Here is a 25,092-nt window from a genome sequence, read left to right on the forward strand (position 1 = left end):
GCACCAGCGCTCCACACGTCACTGCGGCCGGCCGTTCCGGCTCTCGCCGCATCACTGTTTCCTCCGTCCCATCCCGGGACGGCCGTCGGCGATGTCTCGGAAAAGGAACAAATGCAAATAATTTGACCGTTCCGTGACTAGCAAAGCGCCAAAATCGCTAAGAAAGAAATAAGGAGAATCCACGATTCTTCCGTGGGAGGCATGCAAATCATGCCTACCGCAATCCACCGCCTGTCGCGTCATGGCAAAGTTTCACGGAAAGGCAGCACGCTCTGCCGGAGGAAAGCCAGAATAAGGGGCTAGGCCACCGCTCAGCACATCTGATTTAAGTGATATAACAGATTTACTCACAACCACTGGACGCGCCGGCGATGGGTGGGCAGCCATCGGTCGGAAAACGGGCCGGCCCTGGGGGAAGGGCCGGCCCGTGAGGTTGGAGGCAGCGTTATTTGGCTTTGCGTGTCAGGCGAGCGCTTCCCGCGGGCCGAAGAACTCATGGACGATGGACGACTCCGGCAGCCCCAGAGCGGTCAGCGCCTTGACCACCGCAGCCATGAATGGCTTCGGGCCGACGACATAGGCGGCCACGCCCGGCTCCTTCGGCAGCAGGTCGGCCAAACGTTGCTCGTCGAGCAGGCCGACCATGTGCGGCTGGTCGCCCGGTTGCGGCTCGGCATAGCAATAGACCGGCTTCAGCGCCTCATGCAGGGCCGCCAGCTCGTCGATCTGCCGGCGGAAGGCATGGACCGAGCCGTTGAGCGCGGCATGCACATAGATGACCTTGCGGCCGGCGGCCAACGCCTGTTCGGCCAGCGGCAGGGCGGGGGTCTGGCCGACGCCGCCGGTGATCAGCAGCAGCGGGCCGGCGCCCTCGCGCAGCACGAACTCGCCGGCCGGCGGATAGACGTCGATCTCGTCCCCGACCTGCACGCGGTCATGCAGGAAGCCGGAGACCAGACCCTGCGGCTCGCGCTTCACCGAGATGCGGTAGTCGCGGCCGTTCGGTGAGGCGGAAAGGCTGTAGTTGCGGTGGACGGTCTCGCCATCGACGGTCAGGCGCAGGCCGAGATACTGGCCGGGATGGAAGTCCATCACCCGCCCGCCGTCGACCGGAGCCAACCGGAAGGAGGTGATGACGGCGCTTTCCGGCGTCTTCTCCACGATGCGGAAGCGCCGGGCGCCGCGCCAGCCGCCGGTCAGCGCCGCCTTGCGGGCATATTCCGTCTCCTCCGCCGCGATCAGCAGGTCGGCCAGTTGCCAGTAGGCGGCACCCCAGGCGTCGGCGACCTCGGCCGTCACCGCGTCGCCCAGCACCTTGCCGATGGCCTCCATCAGGCAGGTGCCGACGATCTTGTACTGGTCGGGGGTGATGTTGAGCGAGACGTGCTTCTGCACGATGGCCTCCACCGCCGGCCCCAGAACCTCCAGCCGGTCGATGTTGGAGGCATAGGCGATGATGGCATTGGCCAGCGCTTCCGGCTGGGCGCTGCTGCGCTGGTGGCTCTGGTTGAAGACGGCGCGCACCTCGGGGAAGCGCTCGAACATCAGCGGATAGAAGGTGCCGGTGATCTTGTTGGCGTTGGCGGCGACGACGGGGGCGGTGGCCTTGATGACGGCGATCTGGGCAGGCGTCAGCATGAAGAGGGCAATCCTTTTGCGCGTCACGATGTCGCAATGGAATGGCAAGCCCTGTGCCAAAGCGACGCAGCCAGGGATTCCGCGCCGCACAGAAGGAGCGTTGTCAAAGCGACCGCGTACGTTATGATGTCGAATGGACAACGAAGCGGTCATTTCGACAACATCTCTTCCCCTGGAGGAGGCCGGGGCGCTGCTGCTGGCGCTGGACGATCCGGCACGGCTTTGGCCCTTGCTGCTTGACCTGATGGCCCGCCATCTGCCGTGCGACGCCTGCGCCCTGCTGCGGCATGACGGTGGTTCCAATGGTGGCAAGGCAGGGGAGGGGCGGCTCGTTCCGCTCGCCACGCGCGGGCTCAGCCCCGATACACTCGGCCGCCGTTTCGAACTGGACGAGCATCCCCGCCTGCAGGCGATTGCCGAAGCCGATGGCGGGCCGCTGCGCTTCCCCACCGGCTGCGAGTTGCCCGACCCTTATGACGGGCTGATCCCCGACCTGCGCGAGCGGTTGCATGTCCATGACTGCGTCGGGGCGTCGCTGAGCGTCGACGGGCGGTCCTGGGGCGTGCTGACCTTGGACGCGCTGAACGAGGGGCGCTTCGACGGTTGGGACGGGGCGATCGCCGCCTGGGCGAAGCTGACGGCCGACCTCGCGACCGCGGTGGAGCGGCGGGCGGCACAGGACGCAGCCTTGGGCTCGGATGGCGGAACGGCCTTGCGCATCCTCGACGATCCGCCGCAGGGGCTCGATTTCGACCCCGTCGGCAGCAGCCCGGCGATGGCGGCCCTGCTGGCTGAGATCGATAGCGTGGCGGCCAGCGACCTCGTTGTGCTGGTGCTGGGCGAAACCGGGGTGGGAAAGGAGTTGGTGGCCCGCCGGCTGCACGCCCGCTCCCCCCGCTCCGCCGGGCCACTCGTCCATGTCAACTGCGCGGCGCTACCGGACGCGCTGGTGGAAAGCGAGCTGTTCGGCCATGTGCGCGGCGCCTTCTCCGGTGCGGTGGCCGACCGGCGCGGCAAGTTCGAACTGGCCGACGGCGGCACCCTGTTCCTGGACGAGGTCGGCGAACTGCCGCTGGCGGTGCAGGCCAAGATGCTGCGGGCGCTGCAGAACGGCGAGATCCAGCGCGTCGGCTCCGACCGCCACATCACCGTCGACGTGCGGGTGATCGCCGCCACCAACCGCGACCTTGCGGCCGAGGTGCGGGAGGGCCGATTCCGCGCCGACGTCTACCACCGGCTCAGCGTCTATCCGCTGCGGGTGCCGCCGCTGCGCGACCGAGGCACCGACATCCTGCGGCTGGCGGGGCTGTTCCTGGAACGCAACAGGGCCCGACTGGGCTTGCGCAACCTGCGCCTCTCCCCGGCGGCGGAACGGCGCATGCTGGCCTATCCCTGGCCCGGCAACGTGCGCGAGCTGGAGCACGCCATCGGCCGCGGCGCCATCCGCGCCCGCGTCGCCCGTCCGCCGGACGGCGGCGTGCTGACCCTGACTCCGGCCGATCTTGGGCTGGAGCAAGGGGAGGGGAGTTTCGTGCCGTCGGCGACGGCCATGCTGCCGTCCCGTCCGCCTGAACCGATGACGTTGCCCGACCTGCCGCTCCGCGATGCCGTGGAGGACCTCGAACGCCGGATGATCCGCGAGCATCTTGCCCGCCATGACGGCAACTGGGCGCAGGCGGCCCGGTCGCTCGGGCTTGACCGCAGCAACCTGTTCCGCCTCGCCCGGCGGCTGGGGCTGCGCGAATGAGCGCGGAGGGTCTGTCCTGGCGGGCGGACATCGACGCGCTGGTCTTCCGTCCGGCCGGTCACGGCGGCTGGTGCGCCGTCCACCGTCTGGCCTTCCGTGCCCTGCTCGGCCGGCGGACACCGACGCCGGAGGACTGTCTCGCCTACGCCGCCGCCCACCGCGCCGCGTTCGAGGCCGCAGCGGCCGGCAAGATCGCCAGGCGCGGCTACGACGTCGCGGCCAGCCTGCATCTGACCAGCCGCGACATCGCCCGCTTCCTCTAGAATCCCATCTGCCGCGGCATCCACAGCGCCAAATCCGGCCAAAGGATCACCGCGACCACCACCGCCAGCATGGTGACCAGCGGCCATATCACCCAGCGGATCGTGCTTTCCATCGAACAGCCGGTCATGCGGCAGGCCACCATCAGGTTGACGGCCATCGGCGGGGTGAACTGGCCGACGGCGATCATCAGGGTCAGGATGACGCCGAACCAGGTCAGATCCCACTTGTAGGCGGTGGCGATGGGGATCAGCAGCGGCAGCAGGATGATGAAGATCGAGATGCCGTCCAGGAAGGTGCCGATGACGGTCAGCATCACCACCAGCAGCGCCAGCACGCCATATTCGCCGAGGCCGGAATGGATGATGGCGTCGGCGATGGGGTCGATCACCGACAGGGTGCTCAATGCCCAGCCGAATACGCTGGCCAGCGCGATCACCGTCAGGATGATGGCGGAGATCTCCGCCGCTTCCACCAGCATGGAATAGAGGTCGCGGAAGCGGATGGTGCGGTAGACCACCATGCCCAGCAAAAGGCCGTAGGCCACCGCGATCACCGCCGCCTCGGTCGGGGTGAAGACGCCCAGCCGCAGGCCACCCAGGATGATGACCTTGGCGAAAAGCCCGAGCGACGCATCCCACAGGCTGCGCCAGAAGGGCGGGCGCGGCTCGTTCGACAGCTTGGCGCCCAGATTGTGTTTCCGCGCCAGCCAGAAGACCGGGATGATGAGGGCGAGGCCGGCCAGCGTGCCGGGGATGATGCCGGCGGCGAACATCGAGGTGGTGGGGGCGGCCGGCACCAGCACGCTGTAGATGATCAGCGCGACCGACGGCGGGATCAGGATGTCGGTGGCCGCCGCCGCGGCGATGACGCTGGCGATGTAGGGGCGGGGATAGCCGGCGCGGATCATGCTTGGCGCCATCACGCCGCAGACGGCGGCGGCGATGGCGGGACCGGATCCGGAAATACCGCCCATCATCATCGCCACCACCACCGCGATGATCGCCAGCGCGCCCTTGCCCTGGCCGACGATGGCCGTGGCGAAGCGCACCAGCTTCTGCGCCACGCCCGACCGGTCGAAGATGGTGCCGGCCAGCACGAACATCGGGATGGTCAGCAGCGGATATTTGGCGATGCCGGTATAGACGCTGGTCGGCACCGAGATGACGCCGAGATGGGCGAAGGCGATGGCGGCTGTGCCGGCCAGTCCCAATGCGGCGGCGATCGGCACGCCCGCCAGCATCATGACCAGGAAGGACCCGAAGAGCAGGGTGGTGATCACGGCTCGCCCTCCGGGATGTGTCCGGTTTCCAGCGGCTCGGTGCCGCGATGGATGCGGATCATCCGGCCGATGGTGCGGGCCAGCACCACCAGCGACAGCACCGGCAGCCAGATCGTGTAAATCCACTGCGGCAGCCCCAGCGCCGGCGAGGTCACCTCGAACCGGTAATCGTCCCAGGTCGTCCAGGTGCCGTAGACCACCAGCAGCCCATACATCGCCGCCACGCAGGCCATGGCGAACTGCTCCGCCCGGCGCCGGTTGGAGGGCGACAGTTTGTCGGTGATGAAGGTGATGCGGATGTGCCGGTCCTTCACCACCGCGGCCGACGCGCCGAGGAAGGTCAGGATCACCATCAGCGCGATCGAATATTCCTCTGTGAAGGCGAAGGAGGCGTCGGTCAGGTAGCGCACCACGACGTTGGCGAAGGTGATCAGCGCCACCACCGCCATGGTGATGGCGACCAGCACCTCTTCGATGCCCAGGGGGACGCGGGGTTTCGGCACCGGCCGGACGACGGTGGGGTCGTGATCGCTCATATTGCCAGGGTCCAGGTAAAGGGAGCGGGATTATTCCCTTCACCGGTCAATCAATGCAAGAAACCATCGCCCTGGCGGGCTGAAGTGTGATCGGTTCGAGCGCAAACGCTCGAACCGATCACACGGAAAAACCAAAAGCTCAGGGTCTGTCGGATGCTTAAATAAGCATCCGACAGACCCTAACCCGCCGGCATGCCGGCCATCCGGTCTTCGCAGAGCGCTTCTTCGCACAGCGGGATACGCAGCGTGAAGACACTGCCCCCGCCCAGCCGGCTGTCGACCGTCACCGTCCCGCCATGCAGTGCCGCGATGCGGCGGACCATGTTCAGCCCGACGCCGCTTCCGGCCGCCGTCCCGGTGTTGGTGGCGCGGAAGAAGCGGTCGAATACCCGCTCCACCTCGTCCGCCGGAATGCCGATGCCATGATCGGCTACGGACAGCGCCAGCCGCGAAGGCCCGTCCTGCCCCTCCTCCCGCCATGCCCGCAGCCGGACCGGCGTGCCGGCAGGCGAATATTTCAGCGCGTTGTTCAACAGGTTATGGACGCACAACTCCAGCATCGGGCCGTCGCCGGTCATTCGCGCCGGACAGCGGTCCAGCTCCAGTTCGATCCGGCGGCCGGGCGCGGCGTCGCCCTGGGCCGAGGCGGCGGCGCGCAGCAGGGCCGGCAACTCCAGCGGGTCGTGGCGGATCGCGAAGGCGGGGTTGTTCAGCCTGTCGTCGGCAAGACAGGTTTCCAGGATGTTGACCTGCCGGCGCACGGCCCGGCGGATCTTTTCCAGCCGCGGCAGCATGCCGGGGGCCTTCACCTCCGCATCCAACAGCAGCAGCTGGGCCGCCCCGTCGATGATGGCGAGTGGGGTCTTGAACTCGTGCGCGGCCATGGACAGGAAGCCGTTCAGCGCCCGTTTGGCCTCCTGCTCCGCCACCAGCCGCTCCTCCGCCTCCAGCCGGGCGAGGTCGAGGCGCCGCACCGTGTCCTCCAGCCGCATCTCGGCCCGGCGGCGGTGGGTGACGTCGCGCAGCATCAGCAGGCAGCCGACCTCGCGCGCCGCAGCACGCCCGCCGCCGTTGCCGGAGGTGAGCGGCACGCGTGTCGCCTCGAAGCTGCGCAGGGACCCGTCGCTCTCCAGCGTCAGCGGCACCGGCATGGCGGCGTCCCATGACGACAGGGCCGACAGGCCGGGGAGGTCGGCCAGCCGGCGACCGAGAGGTGTGCCGTCGGTCACCAGCGCCAGGGCGGCCGGGTTCGCCTCCACCACCGTGCCGTCGGCATCGAGCACCAGCACCGGGTCGGGAACCGCATCCAGCAGGGCGTCGCGGGCGACCGGCAACAGGACGAACAGCCGCCGCCGGGTGATCAGCCAGTAGAACACCGCGCCCATCAGCAGAAAGCTGAAGGGGGTGGGGTCGAAATCGAACAGGGTCAGGTTGCCGGTGACGTAGCCGACATTCGCCACCCACGGCACCGCCATCGCCACCAGAAAGCCCAGATAATGGGTCCGGTAGGCCGGCGTGGCCCGGTGAATGCCGCTGGCGGTGACGACGATGCTCATCACCATGAAGGCATACAAATAGACGGTGACGGCGAAGAACAGCAAACCGTGGCTGTAGACCAGCGCCGCACCCGGCGCGTCGCTGATCGGCTGGACCGCGGTGTAGATCAGCCGGTGGGCGTCGTTGGTCAGCGCCGCCCCCAGGTCAGTGCCCCCACCATGATCGGCACCAGCCGCCAGCGCGCCGCCAACTCCTCCCGCGTGTAGGACCACAGGAACAGCGCCCAGAAGCTGGGGGTGCAGACGATGCCGAACCACGCCATCTCGGCCCAGAGCTGCTTGTCGGCCGGGGCCGGGACGATGGTTTCGATGGCGGCGGCCGTCGCCCACCAGGAGGCGGACAGCTGCATCGCCACGAAATTGAAGCGTCCGGGAAAGGGGGGCAGCGCCCAGCTGCGCCACGCCGTCCACAGGGTCGCCAGCACCGCGGCAAGCAGGAGAAGGGCCGGCAGGGTCAGCATGGCGGAACGGACGGGACGGGCAAGATGGCTCCGGAAAGCGATTCTCGCCGCAGCATGGCCCGGCCGGCCACGCCTCCGCAAGGGCCTGCGGCAGTGCGGTTGGCATTGTCCCGGGAGCCGCTAGGCCATTGCGGAATCCGGGCGCGGTCCCGATAACACGGGATGTGCGAGGATCAGGGGAGCGGCCAGGGTGACGGAACGGGCGGATGGCGGCCGGCGTGGCGGGGCGGACATGGCGGCGGTTCCCTTGGAAGGTGATGCCTTTGCCGGGAACGCGGCGCTGCTGCGCAGCCGTGCCATCCCATCGCTGTTCGAGGCGCTGGAAACCCAGTCCGAGGGCACCGTGGCGGTCGACCGCGACGCGCGGGTGGTGTGGATCAACGAAAAATACGCCCGCATGCTCGGCATTTCCGACCCCGCCGAGGCCATCGGCCGCGAGGTGGAGGAGATCATCCCCCATTCGCAGATGCGTCAGGTGCTGGCGACCGGCCAGCCGATCCTGCTCGACCTGATGCTGTTCGGCACCCAGCGGCTGGTGGTGACGCGATTTCCCCTGACCGACGACCGCGGCGGGATCATCGGCGCGGTCGGCTTCGTCCTCTATGACAGCCTGCACCGGCTGAAACCCCTGCTGGCCGAACTGTCGCGGCTGGAGGCCGAACTGGCGGCGACCCGGCGCCGTCTCGACGAGGGGCGGCAGCCGCGCTACACGCTGCAGAGCTATGTCGGCGACAGCCCGGTCTGCCTGGAGGTCAAGCGCAAGGCCCGGCTGGCCGCCCGCAGCGATGCGCCGATCCTGCTGTTGGGCGAGACCGGCACCGGCAAGGAGCTGATCGCCCAGGCCATCCACGGACTGTCGGCGCGCAGCGGCCGGTCCTTCGTCGGCGTCAACGTCGCGGCGATCCCGGAAACGCTGCTGGAGGCGGAGTTCTTCGGCGCGGTGCCCGGCGCCTATACCGGGATGGACCGCCGGGGCCGGGAGGGGCGCTTCAAGACCGCCGACGGCGGCACCCTGTTCCTGGACGAGATCGGCGACATGCCGCTGGGTCTGCAGGCCAAGCTGCTGCGGGCATTGCAGGAGCAGGAGATCGAACCGCTGGGGTCCGACCGGCCGGTGAAGGTCGATGTGCGGGTGATCGCGGCGACGAACGTCGATCTGGAGCAGCGGATCCGCGACGGCCGTTTCCGCTCCGACCTCTATTACCGGCTGAACGTGCTGCCGATCCGCCTGCCGGCCCTGGCGGAGATGGGCGGCGGGCTGGAGGCCATCGCCGAGTCGATCCTGCAGGAAATCTCCGCCCGCAGCGGCCTTCCACTGCGCGGCCTGACCCCGGAAGCGGTCGAGGCGCTGGGCCGCCACCGTTGGCCCGGCAATGTGCGCGAGCTGCGCAACGTGCTGGAGCGCACCTGCCTGCTGACCGACAACCGCCGCCTGACCGCCGCCGACCTTGCCGAGGCATTGCCGGATCTGCGGGATGTTGAAACGGCGGAAGCGCCACGTCCGGCCCCGGTGCCGTCGCTGGTCCATGCGGAACCACAACCGCTGCCGAACTACGACCAGGCCTTCGACGAGTTCGAGCGCGGGCTGCTCGGCCGTGCGCTCGCGGCCAGCGGCGGCCGGGCGACGGAGGCGGCGCGGGCGCTCGGCATCTCCCGCGCCGCCTTCTACAAGAAGCTCGCGCGGTTGGGCATAAGGGGAGAAGGCAAAATCCCCCTCTCCCCCCCGGGGAGAGGGTCGGGGTGAGGGGGATGCACAGCGTGGCTATCCCGAAAATCCTCCTCTGCGCGCCCCCCTCACCCTAACCCTCTCCCCGGGGGGAGAGGGGATCTTGCCGACGCTGGAATGCGTTCTCCTCACATCGGCAACTGCTTCACCGCCGCGACGGCGGTCATCACGCCGCGGATCTCGGCCAGACCGCGCAGGCGGCCGATCATCGGGTAGCCGGGGTGGGTCGGCTTGCCCACGTCGTCCAGCAGTTCGTGCCCGTGGTCAGGGCGGAAGGGCAGGCGCCAGTTGTCGTTGCCGGCGTCCTGGCGGCGCTTCTGCTCCTCCAGCAGGGTGGTGACGACCGAGACCATATCGACGTCGCCGCCGAGATGGTCGGCTTCCTCGAAGGACCCGTCCGGTTCCTTGGCGACGTTGCGCAGGTGGACGAAGTGGATGTCCTCGGCGAAGCGCTTGGCCATCGCCGGCACATTGTTGGTCTGCCCCGCGCCCAGCGAGCCGGTGCAGAAGGTCAGGCCGTTGTTCGGCGACTTCACCGCATTGATCAGGTGGGCGAGGTCGTCCTCGGTGCTGACGATCCGGGGCAGGCCGAACAGCGGGCGGGGCGGGTCGTCGGGGTGGATCGCCATGCGGATGCCGACCTCCTCCGCCGTCGGGATCACTTCGCGCAGGAAGCGGGCCAGCGTCTCGCGCAGGCCGTCGGCGGACATGCCGTTGAAGCGTGCGATCATCTTGCGCAGGCCGGGGATGTCGTAGCGGTCATAGGCGCCCGGCAGGCCGGCCATGATGTTCGACAGCAGCTTCGCCCGGTCGCTTTCCGAGGAGCGGTCGAACCACTCCTTGGCCTTGGCGAGAACCTCCGGAGAGTGGTCCTCCTCGGCGCCCGGACGCTCCAGCATGTAGACGTCGAAGGCGGCATGTTCATGGGCGTTGAAGCGCAGCGAGGTGCCGCCGCCCGGCAGCGCCGCCGCCAGCTCGGTCCGCGTCCAGTCCAGCACCGGCATGAAGTTGTAGCAGATGGTGGTCACGCCGCAGGCGGCGAGATTGCGCATCGACTGGCGGTAGTTGTCGAACAGCTCCGTCAGGTCGCCTTCGCCGATCTTGATCGCCTCGTGCACCGGCAGGCTTTCGGTGACGGTCCAGCTGAGGCCGAGTTCCTTGTCGGACTCGATCATCGCCTTGCGCTTCTGGATTTCCTCGACCGACCAGACGACGCCATAGGGGATGTGGTGCAGGGCGGTAACCACGCCGGTGGCGCCGGCTTGGCGGATGTGGTTCAGCTTGATCGCGTCTTCGGGGCCGAACCAGCGCCAGGATTGTTCCATGGCTGCGAACTCCTTGATCGAGAGGGGCTTTGGAATATGAGAAGTCAGCGGAAAAGCAGGCTCGGCAGCCACAGCGACAGCGCCGGAATGTAGGAGACCAGCAGCAGGATCACGATGTTGCAGAGCAGGAAGGGCCAGATCGCCCGCGTGATCGCGCCCAGCGAGATCTTCGCGATGTTGGCAGCGACGAACAGGCAGACGCCGACCGGCGGGGTGGTCAGGCCGATCATCAGGTTCAGCACGGCGAAGGTGGCGAAATGGATCGGGTCGATGCCGACCTGGGTCGCCACCGCCAGCAGCGGCGGGAACAGGATGATCAGCGCCGCGATCGTCTCCATGAAGGTGCCGACGAACAGCAGCAGGATGTTGATCATCAGGATGATCAGGTACTTGTTGGTGGTCAGCGCCAGCATCGAGGCGGCGATGGCCTGCGGGATCTGCTCGCTGGTCAGGATCCAGCCGAAGACGTTGGCGAGGCCCACCAGCAGGATCAGCCCGCCCGATCCGATGGCGCTTTCCAGCAGGATCGCCGGCAGCTGGCGCAGCTTGAAGCCCTTGTAGACGAACAGCCCGATGACGAAGGCGTAGAGCGCCGCCACCACCGACGCCTCGGTAGGGGTGAAATAGCCGCCGACGATGCCGAACAGGATGATCGCCGTCATCAGCAGCGCCCAGAAGGCGCCGCGGCTGGCCCGCAGGAGCGCACCCAAGCCCTGCCAGGGTTCCTTCGGGTAATTGCGCACCCGCGCCAGGATCCAGACCGTCATCATCATGCCGACGCCCAGCAGCAGGCCCGGAATGGCGCCCGCCATGAACATCTTGCCGACCGACAGGCCGGTCAGGGTGCCGACAATGATCATCGGCACGCTGGGCGGGATGATCGGCCCGACGGTGGAGGCGGCGGCGGTCACCGCGGCGGCGAAGGGCGCGTCATAGCCGGACTTGCGCATCGCCGGGATCATCACCGCGCCGATGGAGGCGGTCTCCGCCACTGCGGTGCCGGAGATGCCGGCGAACACCATCGACCCCGTCACGTTGGCGAGGCCGAGGCCGCCGCGGATATGGCCGACCAGCCGGTTGCTGAACAGCACGATCTGGTCGGTGATGCCGCCGCCGTTCATCAGGTTGCCGGCCAGCACGAAGCCGGGAATGCAGAGCAGGACGAAGCTGTCCATGCCCGCATACATGAACTGCGGGACCACCGCGAGGTCGATGTCGCTGCCGACCAGATAGACCGCCGATGCGCCGCCCAGCGCGATACCCACCGGCGCGCCTAGGATCAGCAGGACGGCGAAGGTGACGAACAGTGCGGTGACCATCAGACGGTTTCCCCATGGCTGGGCGGCGCGGAATCGCGCCCGAGCCCGGCCAGCCGGGCAATCGAGAAGAAGGCGAGCGACACCGGGATGATCAGCGTCACCACATAGACCCAGATCATCGGCACGTTGATGGAGCGCGCCCGCTCGCCGATGCTGCCGACGACGTAGTCCCAGGCGCCGGGAATGATGGCGACGGCGAAGACCAGGATCGCGACATCGACCAGCCGCGCCACCGCCCATTGCGCCGGCTTGGGCAGTAGCAGGATGAACATGTCGACGTTCACCAGCTCGCCGCGCAGCAGCGCCAGCCCGCAGGAGAAGGCGACGAGATGGACCAGCGCGAAGCGGGCCACCTCTTCCGTCCAGGGCGGCGAGGGGAAACCGGGGACGCGGCCCAGCACCTGGATGGTCACGACGACGATGAGGACGCCGATGGCCGCCAGGGTTCCCCAGCGGCAAAGGGCGGATACTGCCGCCACCGCGGCGGAAAGGGCTTTGCGCATCGGACAGGCTCTTGCGGTTGGGGGAGGGACCGAACCCTACATACCCCCTCTCCCCCCCGGGGAGAGGGTCGGGGTGAGGGGGATGCATTGCGTGCCTTCCCAAGAGTCCTCGCCGCGCGACCCCCTCACCCTAACCCTCTCCCCGGGGGGGAGAGGGGATCATACCGGGACGGGAGAGGGCTCTAGGGTCTTCCCCCTCACTTCACCGCGAGGATTTCCTCGTAGATCGGCTTGATCTCCGGCGACAGCGCCGCGACGATGGCTGGGCGGCCCTTCTCGGCGAAGGCGGCCTTGTCGACGGTGATGAACTCCATGCCCTTGGCCTTCAGGTCGGCCGCCAGCTTGGTCTCATCCTCGATGAACAGCTTGCGCTCGGCGGCTTGCGCTGCCTTGGCGGCTTCCATGATCGCGGTGCGCTGTTCGGCCGGCATCTTGTTCAGCTTCTTCGAACCGCCGACCAGATAGATCCAGCTGATGACGTGCTCCGTCAGGTTCACGTATTTCTGCACCTCGTAGAAGCTCGCCGACTTGATGAGGGCCAGCGGATTCTCCTGCGCCTCGATGGTGTCGTTCTGCAGGCCGGTGAAGACTTCCGAGAAGGCCATCGGCGTCGGCTTGGCGCCCAGCGCCTGCCAGAAGGACACGAACAGCGGCACGTTGGGAACGCGCATCTTCAGGCCGTTCAGTTCGTCCGGCGACTTGATCGGGCGCTTGCTGGTCAGGTTGCGCGGGCCGCGGGCGAAGTAGGTCAGCGGGACCAGCTGGGTCTTCTGCTCGATGGCCTCGGCGATCTTCTTGCCCGGCTCGCCGGTGACGACCTTGTCGAGATGGTCGAGATCGCGGATGGCGTAGGGAACCGCCAGAAGCGCCGCGGACGGCGCCCAGTTCTGCAGCGACTCACCGGTGATGGTGAAGTCGATGGTGCCGAGCTGGATGCCCTTGATCAGATCGGTTTCCTTGCCGAGCTGTTCGTTGGGGAACACCTTGACCTCGACCGCGCCGTTTGTGCGCTTGGCGACTTCCTCGGCGAAGACCAGGGACGCCTTGTGCCAGACATTCTCCTCGTTGGCGAGGTGGCCGAGCTTCAGCGTCGTCTTGGCCTGGGCGCGGACGATGGCCGGCGCGGCGATGCCGCCCAGCAGCGTCGCACCGGCGGCGATGCCGGCGCCGAGGCCGATGCTCTTGGCCAGCGTGCGGCGGGAGATCGGGGTCTTGCTGTTCATCCTGGTGTTCCTCCGTTTTGGGCGGATCGGGTCCGCCATTGTTTGCTGATGGATGCTGTTCGGCCGGCGGTCAGAGGCTGCGAGCCTTGCGGCCCCTTACCGGGCCGTCATCCCCGCGAAGGCGGGGATCCAGGCTTCGCCGGGAGAGCCGCCATTCGGAAGGTCTGGATTCCCGCCTTCGCGGGAATGACGGCCGAGAAAAGCTCATGAACCCTCAGCTTTCGAAGTCGAGCTGGACCTTGATCGTGCTCGACGGGTCCTTTTCGATCAGGGCGAAGGCGCTCGCCGCGTCGGCGATCGGGAAGACCTGCGTGATCATCGCCGCAGGATTCAGTTTGCCGCTTTCCAGCCACTCGATGACCTGCGGCAGCAGGCGGCGGTTCAGGCGGGAACCGACCAGGGTCAGCTCCTTCTTCACGATCTCCTGCTGGCTGATGTTGCAGGGGGCGGGGGAGAAGCCCAGCAGGCCGATGCGCGCCGCCGGGCTGGCGAGGCGGCAGGCGTCCTCCAGCAGCGCCGGCACGCCGGCGCCGTCGATCACCACGGTGGGGCCCAGCCCGTCATTCTCGTCGCGCACCGCGTCGGGCACCGACACGCGCGCGGAGTTGAGGACGACGTCGGCGCCGAACTCCTTCGCCCGCTCCAGCCGCTTGTCGTCCAGATCGGCGACGATGCAGCGGGCGCCGTGCAGCTTGGCGACCTGCACCACCGTCAGGCCGACCGTCCCGGCGCCATAGACCAGTAGCGTGTCGTCGGGCCCGATGCCGGTGCGCGACAGCACGTTGGCGGCAATCGACAGCGGCTCCGCCAGCGCGGCGAGCGAGATCGGCAGGTCGGAGCGCACCTTGATGGCGTTGGCCGCCGGCACCAGGACATGGTTGCGGAAGCCGCCGTCGCGATGGACGCCGAACACCTCCAGATTGGCGCAGACATTGGTGCGCCCGGCGCGGCAGGCATAACAGTGGCCGCAGGACACCACCGGATCGACCACGACGCGGTCGCCGACCGCGACGTTGGTCACGCCGTCGCCGACCGCCTGGACCGTGCCGGCGAACTCGTGGCCGATCACGCGGGGATAGACCGCGAAGGGGTTGGAACCGTGGTAGATGTGCAGGTCCGACCCGCAGATCCCGGCGCGCTGGACGCGGACCAGCACCTCGCCGGCCTTGACCGGCCCGGCATCCGGGGCGTTTTCGGGGCGGAGCGCCAGCACATGCGGCTTTTCGACGGTCAGGGCAACCACGGGAACACTCCCTATAGAAGATGATGCTGTGAAGCGGGGTCAGGCGGTGGCGGCGACCACGGCGCGGGCGCCTTCGGCGAACAGGCGCTTGAGCGCGGCGGTGACCGGTCCGGTGAAGCGCGGGTCACGCGGCAGATCCTCGCCGAACACCGCAGTCAGACCGAACAGTGCCTCGGCCAGCCGGTCGGGGTTGCCGGCAGTCGCGGCGGCAATCTCGGCCAGACGGGAGGCCAGCGGGTCGCGCACGTCGATGGGCTTGCCCGCCTCGTCGGTGCCGGCGACGTAGCGCATCCAGGCGGCGACGGCGAGCGCCAGCCGGTCGATGGGGAGGCCGGCGCCCAGCCGGTCGCGGATCGGGTTCAGCAGGCGCTGCGGCAGCTTCTGCGTGCCGTCCATGGCGATCTGCCAGGTGCGATGGCGCAGCGCCGGATTGCGGAAGCGGGTGATCAGAGCATCCTTGTACTGCTCCATATCCGCGCCCGGCGGCATGTGCAGCGTCGGCCCCGTCTCCTGGTCCATCAGGTTTCGCACCAGCGTGGCGAAGGCCGGGTCGGCCATGGTGTCCGACACCGTCTCGTAGCCCGCCAGAAATCCCAGATAGGCAATGGTGGAGTGACTGCCGTTCAGCAGCCGCAGCTTCATCGTCTCATAGGGATGGACGTCGGCGACCAGTTCCACCCCCACAGTCTCCCAGGCCGGGCGGCCGGCGGGGAAGCGGTCCTCGACCACCCATTGGGTAAAGGGCTCCGTCACCACCGGCCACGCATCCTGCACGCCGAGCGACTGCGACACGCGGGCGCGGTCGGCCTCGGTGGTGGCTGGGACGATGCGGTCGACCATGCTGTTGGGGCAGGCGACCGTCTTTGCCACCCAGGCGCCGAAATCGGCGCCGCGCAGTTCGGCGAAGCGGCGCAGGATGCGGGCGACGGTGTCGCCGTTGCTCGGCAGGTTGTCGCAGCTCAGCACGGTGAAGGGCGGCAGCCCGGCGGCGCGGCGGCGGTCCAGCGCCTCGGCCAGGAAACCGATGGCGGTGCGCGGCTTGGCCGGATTGTCCAGGTCGTGGCGGATGTCGGGATGGTCCTCGTTCAGCGCGCCGGTCGCCGGATCGTGGCAATAGCCCTTCTCCGTCACCGTCAGGGTGACGATGCGCACCGACGTACGGCACATCCGCTCCAGCACTGCCTCCGGATCCTCATGCGCCACCAGCAGTTCCAGCAGGCAGCCGATCACCCGCAGCCGTTCCCCCTCCGCATCCCGCACGGCGACGGTGTAGAGCCCGTCCTGGGGTTCCAGCGCGTCGCGGGTATCGGGGCTGCGCAGGCTGACCCCGGCGATGCCCCACGCCCCGAACTGCGTCTCCAGCAGTGCGTCGGTGTAGGCCGCCTGATGGGCGCGTTGAAAGGCGCCGACGCCGAGATGGACGATGCCGATCTCCAGATCCCTGCGGTCGTAAACGGGACGCGCCACCGCCGCCGGCAGCGTGGACAAGGTGGCCGCGCCGAGGCGCCGGGACCGGGCGCCGGAAGGAGACGGGGAGGATGCGGGCATTTGCATGGGAGCGGTTTCCTTCCTGGCGAGCCGCAGGCTCACATTCTTGTATGGTAGTATGTCAAGAGTGTCGGGCGGGGGCAATCCGGATTGTTCCCTAAACGGACGATGCAGGGATGCGAACAATGCAAGCCCGTCCGCCATCGCCCCTGAAAGCTGGGCCGATCAGCGCGCTCCGGCAACCCTCGCACGGCCCGCATTTCGGGAGGTCGCCTTCTGGGGCGGCGGAGGGGCCGCGTCATCCAGGGTGAACAGGTCGGGGAACTTGCCCTCCAACTCGGGCAGGGAGGTCAGGATCTCGCGCAGGTGCAGCCCCATCGCCGCCTCCGCCTTTACGGGGTCGCGGGCGACGATGGCCTCGACCACGGCCTGATGCTGCGAGATCAGCCGGCGGATCGGTGTGGCGTAAGGAACGCTGAGATAGCGGACGCGGTCCATCTGCGCCTTCGTTTCCTCGACGATGCGCCATGCATAGTCGCACTCCGCCCCGATGGCGATGGTGCGGTGGAAGGCCTCGTCCAATTCCAGGAAACGCACCGGAACCGCCTCGTCGGCGATGTCCCACTGAGCCTTCAAATTGTCGCGCAGTTCGGCGATGCCGGCGGGCGTGATGGTCTCGCAGGCCTTGCGCACCACGGCGGTCTCCACCGCCTCGCGGACGAAGCGGGCGTCGAGCACCTGTTTGACGGAGATCTTGACGACGAAGGTCCCACGCTGCGGCCGGATGGTCAGCAGCCCCGACTCGCTCAGCTTGATGAAGGCTTCGCGCACCGGTTGGCGGCTGACGCCGAGCTGGTCGGCGATCTCCTGCTCGGACAGGGCTTGACCCGGGCGGAACTGCATCGTCACGATGGCCTGGCGGAGCACCCGGTACACGCGCCGCGCGATCGGTTCGCCGGAGTCCACGTCGATCTTGCTCAGCATCGCTTTCCCACCCCTAAGTCCACCCGATCCGGTTGACAGACCATCGGCTGGCATCTGCAACAATTCAAGGATACTACCATACTAGTTGACAAGCAAGCCCTTCGGTTCCGGAGGTCGCTATGCGACGTCGCATTTCTCAGCGCTGCGAATTATGGAAATCATTTCGCACCAGCACACGGACGGTTGAAACTTCCGACAGAATGGGCATGCTGTCGCCGATGGTCTGACCACTTCGCGTGCATGGAGATTTCCTGCCCGGATTTTGACCATCCCGGTTCGCGCATCGACCCGTATCCGTCCATCCTCGACCAGGAAACCGTCGCCCATGTCCGCCATCCTGCTGCAGGAAAGTTCCGAGACGAAGGACCAGCCGCTCCGCGAAGACATCCGCCTGCTGGGGCGCATCCTGGGCGACACCGTCCGCAGCCAGGAGGGGGAGGCGGTGTTCGACATCGTCGAGCGGATCCGCCAGACCTCCATCCGCTTCCACCGTGAAGAGGACCAGGGCGCCCGCAAAGAGTTGGAGGCGATCCTGAACAGCCTGTCGCCGCCGCAGACGGCGCGGGTGGTGCGGGCCTACAGCTTCTTCTCGCACCTCGCCAACATCGCCGAGGACCAGCACCACATCCGCCGCACCCGCGCCCATGCGCTCGCCGGGTCGTCCCCGCGCGAAGGCACCATGGCTCATGCGCTGGACGAGGCGGCGAAGGCCGGCGTCACCACCCAGCAGCTGAAGGAGTTCTTCGACGGCGCGCTGGTCAGCCCGGTGCTGACCGCCCACCCGACCGAGGTGCAGCGCAAGAGCATCCTGACCGTGCAGATGGCGGTCGCCAAGCTGCTGGCGGAGCGCGACCACGGCCCGATGACGCCGGAGGAGGAGGAGACCAACCTCGAATCGCTGCAGCGCGCCGTTCTGACGCTGTGGCAGACCGCGATCCTGCGCGCCACCAAGCTGGCGGTGACGGACGAGGTCGCGAACGGCCTGACCTTCTACGACTACACCTTCCTGCGCGAGATGCCGCGTTTCTACGCCCAGTTGGAAGACCATCTGCGCAAGACCGACCCGTCCTGGGCGACGACGGAACTGCCGTCCTTCCTGCGCATGGGCAGCTGGATCGGCGGCGACCGCGACGGCAACCCCTTCGTCACCGCGCCCGTGCTGCGGCAGGCGATGCGGATGCAGAGCACCCGCGCCCTGCAATTCTACCTGGACGAACTGCACACGCTGGGATCGGAGCTGTCGCTGAGCACCCGCGTCATCGACGTGTCGGAGCCGCTGCGCCAGCTTGCCGAACGCTCGCCCGATCCCTCGCCGCACCGCAAGCTGGAACCGTACCGCCGCGCCATTTCCGGCATTTATGCGCGGGTCGCCGCGACCTTGCGGACGCTGGACGGGCTGGAGGCGCCGCGCCATGCCGTGGGCGACGCACCGCCCTACCTGACCCCGGAGGAATTCGGCGCCGACCTCGACATCATCGACCGCTCGCTGACCGTCAACGGTTCGGCCGCGCTCGCCAAGGGCCGGCTGCGTCACCTGCGGCGTGCGGTGGACCTGTTCGGCTTCCATCTGGCCAGCATCGACCTGCGCCAGAACTCCGACGTGCATGAGCGGTCGGTGGCGGAGCTGCTGTCCTTCGCCGACGCCGATGTCGATTACAAGTCGCTGTCGGAGGATGAGCGGATCGAGCTGCTGGTCCGCGAATTGGAGACCAACCGGCCGCTGGCCTCGCGCTACGCCGATTATTCGGAGGAGACCAACTCCGAACTGGACATCCTGCGCACCGCCGCCGACGCCCGTGCCCGCTTCGGCGCCGATGCGGTGGTGAACTGCGTCATCTCCAAGACCGATGGCGTGTCGGACATCCTGGAGGTCGCCGTCCTGCTGAAGGAAGCCGGGCTGCTGCGGCCGAAGGAAAAGGCGCTGGACCTGAACATCGCGCCGTTGTTCGAGACCATCGGCGACCTGCGCAACTGCGCGGCCACCATGGACCGGCTGCTGTCGATCCCGACCTACCGGCGTTTCCTGGAAAGCCGCGGCAATTTGCAGGAGGTGATGCTCGGCTATTCGGACAGCAACAAGGACGGCGGCTTCCTCACCTCCGGCTGGGAACTGTACAAGGCCGAGATCGCGCTGGTCGAGGTGTTCGCCAAGCATGGCGTGCGGCTGCGGCTGTTCCACGGCCGCGGCGGCTCGGTCGGCCGCGGCGGCGGCCCCAGCTATCAGGCTATCCTGGCCCAGCCGGCCGGCGCCGTGCAGGGCGCCATCCGCATCACCGAACAGGGCGAGGTCATCGCCGGCAAATACTCCAACCCGGAGGTCGGCCGCCGCAACCTGGAAACGCTGGCCGCGGCGACGCTGGAAGCCACGCTGCTGCACCCGGAATCGGCCGCCCCCTGCACCGACCTGTTCCTCCAGACGATGGAAGAGCTGTCGGAGCACGCCTTCAAGGCCTATCGCGGGCTGGTTTACGACACCGAGGGCTTCGAGAAGTATTTCTGGGAGTCGACGGTGATCGGCGAGATCGCCAACCTCAACATCGGCAGCCGTCCGGCCTCGCGCAAGAAGTCGACGAGCATCGAGGATTTGCGCGCCATCCCCTGGGTGTTCAGCTGGGCGCAATGCCGCCTGATGCTGCCGGGCTGGTACGGCTTCGGGTCGGCGGTGAAGGCCTATCTGGCCCAGCATCCCGACGGGATGGAGCGGCTGCGCGCCATGCACCGTGACTGGGGCTTCTTCAGCACGCTGCTGTCCAACATGGACATGGTGCTGTCCAAGTCGAACATTGCCATCGCGTCGCGCTATGCCGGGCTGGTGTCGGATCCGGCGCTGCGCGACGCCATCTTCTCCCGCATCCGGGCGGAGTGGCAGGACAGCATCGACGCCCTGCTGGCGATCACCGGCCAGACGGCCCTGCTGGAGAACAACCCGCTGCTGGCGCGGTCGATCCGCAACCGCTTCCCCTATCTGGACCCGCTGAACCATGTCCAGGTCGAACTGCTGAAGCGTCACCGCACCAGCGACAGCGGCGAGCAGATCGCCCGCGGCATCCATCTGACCATCAACGGCATCGCCGCCGGCCTGCGCAACAGCGGCTGACCAGCCTACCGCATCGCACCACCACGCGGCTTTCCGCCGCACCGTTGCCCACAAATGCGCCCTTCCTCCATCGCGGGGAAGGGCGCATTTTGTTTGCAGACGAAGGACTTGGTCCGCCTTGCCCTATTCTTGTGCGATGCACGCTCAACTCTTCGGCATTGCAAAACAAATCGCGGTTATCGAGGCTTTGGCCTAAATAAATCACCATAACTCGGCCGAAAATCCCAGTTGATCGCCTTTGAGTATTTTGATACCTCATGCCTCCCCGAGAGGAGAAATGGTATGACCACTCAATCCCAACAGCAGCAGATGGCCCAGCAGCAACAGGCGCGGGCGACCACCGGCACGTCCCCCAGCACCCAGGGCGGCGCCACCGACACATACGAGGAATTCTGCGGCGGCGCCTGCGGTGCCGGTGCCGGCGCCGCGGTGATCTGGCGGCCGATCCTGGTAGAGCCGCGTCAGCGCTGAGCGACCCGCCGGGCGACCGCCTCGCCATAAGAAAAGCCCCTCTCCGCTGAATGAAGAGGGGCTTTCTTTTTGTAGACTTCTGCTTTTTGCAGACCGGTCAGCCGGCCCGCATGCGGTTGACCAGGCCGTCGACCTGGGACCCCAGCGACCGCACCTCGTCGGCGACGGTGGAGGAGGCCGTCAGCACGCGCGTGGCGGACTCGCCGGATTCCGCGGCAGCGCGGGCGACGGAGTCGATGTTGCGGCGGACATGCTGGGTGCCGTCGGCCGCCTCACCCACATTGCGGGCAATCTCGCGGGTGGCGGCACTCTGCTGCTCGACCGCGGCGGCGACGGTGGCGGCGATCTCGTTGATTTCCCGGATGGTGCCGGCAATGGAGCGGATGGCGTCCACCGCATCCTGGGTCACCGACTGCATCGCCTGGATCTGGCTGGAGATCTCCTCCGTCGCCTTGCCGGTCTGGTTGGCCAGGCTCTTCACCTCGCTCGCCACCACGGCAAAACCCTTGCCGGCCTCGCCGGCGCGGGCCGCCTCGATGGTGGCGTTCAGCGCCAGCAGGTTGGTCTGGCTGGCGATGTCGTTGATGAGCTGCACCACCTCGCCGATCTTGTTGGCGGACTGCGACAGGCCCTCCACCGTGCGGTCGGTGCGTTCGGCCTCGGTCGCCGCCTTGCGGGCGATCTGGCTGGAGGCGTGGACCTGGCTGCCGATCTCCTGGATCGAGGCCGACAATTCCTCCGTCGCGGCGGCCACCGCCTTGACGCTGCCTTCGGCCTGCTGCGAGGTGCTGGCCGCGGTGGCCGCCTCGCCGGTGGTGGCCTCGGCGTTGCGGGTCATGCGCTGGGCCATGTCCTGCATCTCGCCGGCGGCACGGGCGACGCGGTCAAGCACGCCGCGCACACTGCTTTCGAAATTCTCCGCCATCTCGACCATGGCGCGGCGCCGCTCGCCGGCAGCACGGCTGCGCTCCGCCTCGGCGCGGGCGTTGGCGGCATTCGCCTCGTTGGCGGTGTCGCGGAACACCATCAGGGCGCGGGTCATGTCGCCGATCTCGTCGGAACCGGCTTTGGGAATCGGCGCGTTCAGGTTGCCGGCGGCGATCGCCCGCATGGCGTCGGACAGCTGGCTGATGCGTGCGACGATGTTGCGGCCGACGACGAACCACGCCAGCGCGGCGGCACCGATCAGGCTGGCGACCGCGAACAGGATCAGCATCTTGCGGCCGGCGGACAGCGCGTCGGTCGCCCCGGCGGCGGCGGTGTCCGCCTCCTGCTTCATCGCGGAGATCTGGTCGTCGACCATGCCGGCGAACTGCCGGGCGATCTGGCGGTTCTCCGCCAGGACCTTCTCGTTCTCTTCAGCGGCGGCGAGTTCGGAGCGGCGCAGCTTGAACAGGCTGTTGTCGCCCTTGCCGAAGCCGGCCAGCACCTCGGCGCTCTTGACCAGCTTCGGCAGCCCGTCGTCGCCGGCGGTCTGGAGGGCCTTCAGCCGCTCCTCCATCGCCTTGGCGGCGGTGGTGAAGCGGGTTTCCAGCATCGTCAGGCGTTCGGCATTGGGCGCCTGCGTCGCCTCGTTCAGCGCGCCGACCGTGGCGGCGGCGTAGGTCGACAGTTCCAGATAGCTGCGGAAGCGGGCGAGCCCGTCTCCCAGCAGATCCTGCATGGAATCGCGGGTCTGCGAGCGGACGTTGACGCTCGACAATTTGATTTCCGCCTTCAGCCGCATCAGCGGCGATTCCATCTGCTCCAGCAGGGAAGCTTGCCGTTTTGCAGCCTCGGCCAGGACTTCCGCCGTCTTCTGGCGCAGGGCCTCGCGTTCGGCGCTGCCGATCGGCAGTTCCAAGGCCTTGCGGCGCAGGTCGAAGACGCCGGTGGCGCCGTCGCCCAACTGGAAGAAGGCGTCCAGCCCATCGGAAGCCTCCTTGCTCAGCCGGCTGCCGATCTGGGCGGTGGCGCTGACGATGCGGGCGGCCGCTTCCAGATAGCTCTGCTGGTGCTGGGTGACGGCGAAGGCGGTCTCAGCACCGCCGGCGCGGGTCAGGGACTCCGACGCCACGCCCAGGTCGCCGCGCACCTCGTACATGGTGATCAGGGAGCGGACGGCATCGCCCAGCGCGTTCATGTCGCGCTCGGTGCTGTTGTCCAGCGTCTCGCCCTTGCTGCGCAGGGTGGCGCCGGCCCGTTCGGTCAGCGGGGCGAGGTTGGCGAGGAAGGCGTCGTAGGATTTTGCCAGATCGACGGCCATCGCCTCGCGCGTGCCGCGGACGGACAGGCGCTGGTTGGCCGCGGTGTTGCCATGCTCCAGCGTGGCGATCAGGCCTTCGGTCTTGCTGCGCAGCTCGCCGATCCGCGGGTCGCCGGAGCGGTGGGAGGCCAGTTCCTCCACCAGGGCGCCCAGCGCCTTGCCGTTGCCCATGATCTCGCCATAGACGCGCTCGCGCTCGCTCTGGCTTTCCGCGGCGGCCAGCACCGGGGCGGCGGCGGCGATGCCGCTGCTCTCGCCCGACAGGCGCTTCGCCAGCTCCATCTCCGGCAGACCGGTGCCGACGATCTGCGTCAGCGGGCGTTCCACCGCCGAGAAGGACGTCAGCCCCACGATACTGGCGGCGACCGTCATGCCGGCCATACCGGCGAAAGCGAGCAGAAGCTTGCCCCGTACGCCCATCCGTCTGCCGCGTGGAGTGCCGTCCTGGCGGTCCGGCATCATGGTGTCGTCGCGCGCGTCCATCGTCATAATGCGTCCTGCTCCCCCGCAAATGTCTCAGATCGGACTTTTTGCCCGTTTTGTTCGTTCCCGCCGGCCGCGGACCGCTCCCCCACTCCCGGGGATTGGTTCCGATCCGCACTGCTTGGCAGCCCAACCATACCGCAGTGTGGTTGACAGATCCTTACGGGGGAACTCTCATTTTCTGCCACTCCAGGTCATACCCATTTCGGATTTCGGCCAACCGCCGATGGATTCCGCATGCGTCATTATGACCATCCGCCACCCCCGAACGTTATAGGGCCTCTTCCGGACTCCGGCCGCGTGATAATCTGCCCCGGAAATCATCGGCGAGGGGGAGAGGCATGCGGGTTTGGCAAGCGGCATTCGCACCTCCGGCGGCGGAGCTGGTTCCGCAGCCGGCCGATCTCGTCCTGGTCTTCGGTTCCGTCGAAATCTTCGACGGCCCGGACCTCGCCGTCCGGCTGGCTTCCGCATTCCCCGGCGCCGTGATCGCCGGATGCAGCACGGCGGGCGAGATCGCCGGCGACGCCGTCCTCGACGGGTCCTGCACCGTCACCGCCATCCGCTTCGACCAAGGCGGCGATGCGGCCGCGGTCGAGACCGACATCGTGTCTGCCGACGACAGCCAGCGGGCAGGAGAGGTGCTGGGAGAGGCGCTTGCCGCCCGTCCTGGACTGTCGGGGGTTCTGCTGTTCGCCCGCGGCGTCGGCGTGAACGGCAGCGCGCTGATCGACGGGCTGTCCTCGCGCCTGCCGGCGGGCATTCCGGTGTCGGGCGGGCTGGCCGGCGACGGCGGCGCCTTTGTCCGCACGATGGTGCTGGGGCCGTCCGGCGTGTCCGACAGCCGCGCGGTGGCGGTCGGGCTTTACGGCGGGGGCCTCCATCTCGGACTCGGCTCCGTCGGCGGGTGGGAGCCGTTCGGGCCGGCGCGCAAGGTGACGAAGGCCGTCGGCAACCTTCTGCTGCAGTTGGACGGCGAGCCGGCGCTGAACGTCTACAAGCGCTATCTCGGCGACTATGCCCGCGACCTGCCGGCATCGGGCCTGCTGTTTCCATTCGAACTGCTGAACGGGAACCACGATTCGGTCGGCCTGATCCGGACCATCCTCGGCATCGACGAGGCGGCCGGCGGCCTGATCCTGGCCGGCACGGTGGAGGAGGGCTTCTTCCTGCGGCTGATGCACGCCAGCACCGACGGGCTGATCGACGGTGCGGAGCAGGCCGGCGCCATCGCCGCCGCCGGCAGCATGGGTGTGGACGGGGGTGTGGCCGGGGGCGTGGCCGAGGGCGACCGGCTCGCCCTTCTGGTCAGCTGTGTCGGGCGCAAGCTGGTGATGGGCGACCGGGTGGAGGAGGAGGTGCAGGCGGTGGCGGACCGGATGGGGCCCGGCGCTGTGCTGACCGGCTTCTATTCTTATGGAGAGATCGGGCCGATGCGCGATCTGGTCGATTGCCGGCTGCACAACCAGACGATGACGGTTGCCCTGCTGACGGAACGCTGACC

The 25,092-nt window shown here is 68.0% G+C and carries 19 protein-coding genes; 6 read left to right on the forward strand and 13 right to left on the reverse strand.

Going from position 1 to position 25,092, the window contains the following annotated elements; translation table 11 throughout:
• Nucleotides 1-462: 462 nt before the first annotated feature.
• Nucleotides 463-1,638, reverse strand: coding sequence for an NO-inducible flavohemoprotein (hmpA, locus tag PWS46_RS28095; RefSeq protein ID WP_434624728.1), 1,176 nt, complete (start codon nt 1,636-1,638; stop codon nt 463-465).
• A 133-nt stretch (nt 1,639-1,771) separates the two neighbouring features.
• On the opposite strand from hmpA, the gene norR reads away from it, so the two are divergent.
• The gene (gene norR, locus PWS46_RS28100) at nt 1,772-3,385 is read left to right on the forward strand and encodes a nitric oxide reductase transcriptional regulator NorR (RefSeq protein WP_434624730.1); all 1,614 of its coding nucleotides are present in this window, start codon (nt 1,772-1,774) and stop codon (nt 3,383-3,385) included.
• Nucleotides 3,382-3,648, forward strand: coding sequence for a hypothetical protein (locus tag PWS46_RS28105; protein WP_434624732.1), 267 nt, complete (start codon nt 3,382-3,384; stop codon nt 3,646-3,648). Before norR ends, PWS46_RS28105 begins: the two co-directional genes overlap by 4 nt.
• Here the strand turns inward: PWS46_RS28105 and PWS46_RS28110 are convergent.
• From PWS46_RS28110 to PWS46_RS28125, 4 genes are all read right to left on the reverse strand, one after another.
• Nucleotides 3,645-4,928, reverse strand: coding sequence for a TRAP transporter large permease (locus tag PWS46_RS28110; protein WP_434624734.1), 1,284 nt, complete (start codon nt 4,926-4,928; stop codon nt 3,645-3,647). The genes PWS46_RS28105 and PWS46_RS28110 overlap by 4 nt on opposite strands.
• Entirely contained in the window at nt 4,925-5,464 is a 540-nt protein-coding gene (locus PWS46_RS28115) for a TRAP transporter small permease (RefSeq protein WP_434624736.1), read from the reverse strand. Before PWS46_RS28115 ends, PWS46_RS28110 begins: the two co-directional genes overlap by 4 nt.
• A gap of 179 nt (nt 5,465-5,643) precedes the next feature.
• Complete coding sequence (locus PWS46_RS28120) at nt 5,644-7,233, reverse strand: histidine kinase N-terminal 7TM domain-containing protein (protein WP_434624738.1); 1,590 nt, start codon at nt 7,231-7,233, stop codon at nt 5,644-5,646.
• Nucleotides 7,149-7,481 (reverse strand): histidine kinase N-terminal 7TM domain-containing protein, encoded by a 333-nt coding sequence (locus PWS46_RS28125; RefSeq protein WP_434624740.1) that lies wholly within the window; start codon nt 7,479-7,481, stop codon nt 7,149-7,151. Before PWS46_RS28125 ends, PWS46_RS28120 begins: the two co-directional genes overlap by 85 nt.
• Before the next feature lie 190 nt (nt 7,482-7,671).
• Between PWS46_RS28125 and PWS46_RS28130 the strand changes: the two genes are divergently transcribed.
• Complete coding sequence (locus PWS46_RS28130) at nt 7,672-9,225, forward strand: sigma-54 interaction domain-containing protein (protein ID WP_434624742.1); 1,554 nt, start codon at nt 7,672-7,674, stop codon at nt 9,223-9,225.
• Between the two features lie 110 nt (nt 9,226-9,335).
• Here PWS46_RS28130 and uxuA read toward each other — a convergent pair whose 3' ends face one another.
• From uxuA to PWS46_RS28165, 7 genes are all read right to left on the reverse strand, one after another.
• Nucleotides 9,336-10,532, reverse strand: coding sequence for a mannonate dehydratase (gene uxuA / locus PWS46_RS28135; RefSeq protein ID WP_109074234.1), 1,197 nt, complete (start codon nt 10,530-10,532; stop codon nt 9,336-9,338).
• A 44-nt stretch (nt 10,533-10,576) separates the two neighbouring features.
• Nucleotides 10,577-11,851 (reverse strand): TRAP transporter large permease, encoded by a 1,275-nt coding sequence (locus PWS46_RS28140; RefSeq protein ID WP_434624744.1) that lies wholly within the window; start codon nt 11,849-11,851, stop codon nt 10,577-10,579.
• Nucleotides 11,851-12,354: a TRAP transporter small permease gene (locus PWS46_RS28145; protein ID WP_434624746.1), complete on the reverse strand. Its 504-nt coding sequence runs from the start codon at nt 12,352-12,354 to the stop codon at nt 11,851-11,853. The genes PWS46_RS28140 and PWS46_RS28145 overlap by 1 nt, the downstream gene beginning before the upstream one ends.
• A gap of 197 nt (nt 12,355-12,551) precedes the next feature.
• A complete protein-coding gene (locus PWS46_RS28150; protein ID WP_434624747.1) occupies nt 12,552-13,577 on the reverse strand; it encodes a TRAP transporter substrate-binding protein in 1,026 nt (341 codons plus the stop codon).
• Between the two features lie 214 nt (nt 13,578-13,791).
• Nucleotides 13,792-14,820, reverse strand: coding sequence for a Zn-dependent oxidoreductase (locus PWS46_RS28155; RefSeq protein WP_434624749.1), 1,029 nt, complete (start codon nt 14,818-14,820; stop codon nt 13,792-13,794).
• Nucleotides 14,821-14,859: 39 nt separating this feature from the next.
• Nucleotides 14,860-16,308 (reverse strand): mannitol dehydrogenase family protein, encoded by a 1,449-nt coding sequence (locus PWS46_RS28160; RefSeq protein WP_434624751.1) that lies wholly within the window; start codon nt 16,306-16,308, stop codon nt 14,860-14,862.
• 225 nt (nt 16,309-16,533) lie between these two features.
• Nucleotides 16,534-17,292, reverse strand: a complete 759-nt coding sequence (locus PWS46_RS28165; RefSeq protein ID WP_434624753.1) for a GntR family transcriptional regulator — start codon at nt 17,290-17,292, stop codon at nt 16,534-16,536.
• Nucleotides 17,293-17,617: 325 nt separating this feature from the next.
• Here PWS46_RS28165 and ppc point away from each other — a divergent pair, with 325 nt between their 5' ends.
• Entirely contained in the window at nt 17,618-20,389 is a 2,772-nt protein-coding gene (gene ppc, locus PWS46_RS28170; protein WP_434624754.1) for a phosphoenolpyruvate carboxylase, read from the forward strand.
• A gap of 282 nt (nt 20,390-20,671) precedes the next feature.
• Complete coding sequence (locus tag PWS46_RS28175) at nt 20,672-20,860, forward strand: hypothetical protein (protein ID WP_434624756.1); 189 nt, start codon at nt 20,672-20,674, stop codon at nt 20,858-20,860.
• A 97-nt stretch (nt 20,861-20,957) separates the two neighbouring features.
• Here the strand turns inward: PWS46_RS28175 and PWS46_RS28180 are convergent, their stop codons facing one another.
• On the reverse strand, nt 20,958-23,594 hold the full coding sequence (locus PWS46_RS28180; RefSeq protein ID WP_434624758.1) for a methyl-accepting chemotaxis protein: 2,637 nt from the start codon (nt 23,592-23,594) through the stop codon (nt 20,958-20,960).
• Between the two features lie 335 nt (nt 23,595-23,929).
• On the opposite strand from PWS46_RS28180, the gene PWS46_RS28185 reads away from it, so the two are divergent.
• Entirely contained in the window at nt 23,930-25,090 is a 1,161-nt protein-coding gene (locus PWS46_RS28185; RefSeq protein ID WP_434624760.1) for an FIST signal transduction protein, read from the forward strand.
• The last annotated feature ends 2 nt before the right edge of the window (nt 25,091-25,092 follow it).

The organism is Azospirillum sp. B2RO_4 (genome assembly GCF_051124815.1).
Lineage (GTDB): Bacteria > Pseudomonadota > Alphaproteobacteria > Azospirillales > Azospirillaceae > Azospirillum.

Excerpts from the sequence above, each read along its gene's own strand:
- hmpA (WP_434624728.1), bottom strand. The coding sequence starts at position 1,638 with ATGCTGACGCCTGCCCAGATCGCCGTCATCAAGGCCACCGCCCCCGTC.
- norR (WP_434624730.1), top strand. The coding sequence starts at position 1,772 with ATGGACAACGAAGCGGTCATTTCGACAACATCTCTTCCCCTGGAGGAG.
- PWS46_RS28105 (WP_434624732.1), top strand. The coding sequence starts at position 3,382 with ATGAGCGCGGAGGGTCTGTCCTGGCGGGCGGACATCGACGCGCTGGTC.
- PWS46_RS28115 (WP_434624736.1), bottom strand. The coding sequence starts at position 5,464 with ATGAGCGATCACGACCCCACCGTCGTCCGGCCGGTGCCGAAACCCCGC.
- PWS46_RS28125 (WP_434624740.1), bottom strand. The coding sequence starts at position 7,481 with ATGCTGACCCTGCCGGCCCTTCTCCTGCTTGCCGCGGTGCTGGCGACC.
- uxuA (WP_109074234.1), bottom strand. The coding sequence starts at position 10,532 with ATGGAACAATCCTGGCGCTGGTTCGGCCCCGAAGACGCGATCAAGCTG.
- PWS46_RS28140 (WP_434624744.1), bottom strand. The coding sequence starts at position 11,851 with ATGGTCACCGCACTGTTCGTCACCTTCGCCGTCCTGCTGATCCTAGGC.
- PWS46_RS28145 (WP_434624746.1), bottom strand. The coding sequence starts at position 12,354 with ATGCGCAAAGCCCTTTCCGCCGCGGTGGCGGCAGTATCCGCCCTTTGC.
- PWS46_RS28150 (WP_434624747.1), bottom strand. The coding sequence starts at position 13,577 with ATGAACAGCAAGACCCCGATCTCCCGCCGCACGCTGGCCAAGAGCATC.
- PWS46_RS28165 (WP_434624753.1), bottom strand. The coding sequence starts at position 17,292 with ATGCTGAGCAAGATCGACGTGGACTCCGGCGAACCGATCGCGCGGCGC.
- ppc (WP_434624754.1), top strand. The coding sequence starts at position 17,618 with ATGTCCGCCATCCTGCTGCAGGAAAGTTCCGAGACGAAGGACCAGCCG.
- PWS46_RS28175 (WP_434624756.1), top strand. The coding sequence starts at position 20,672 with ATGACCACTCAATCCCAACAGCAGCAGATGGCCCAGCAGCAACAGGCG.
- PWS46_RS28180 (WP_434624758.1), bottom strand. The coding sequence starts at position 23,594 with ATGACGATGGACGCGCGCGACGACACCATGATGCCGGACCGCCAGGAC.
- PWS46_RS28185 (WP_434624760.1), top strand. The coding sequence starts at position 23,930 with ATGCGGGTTTGGCAAGCGGCATTCGCACCTCCGGCGGCGGAGCTGGTT.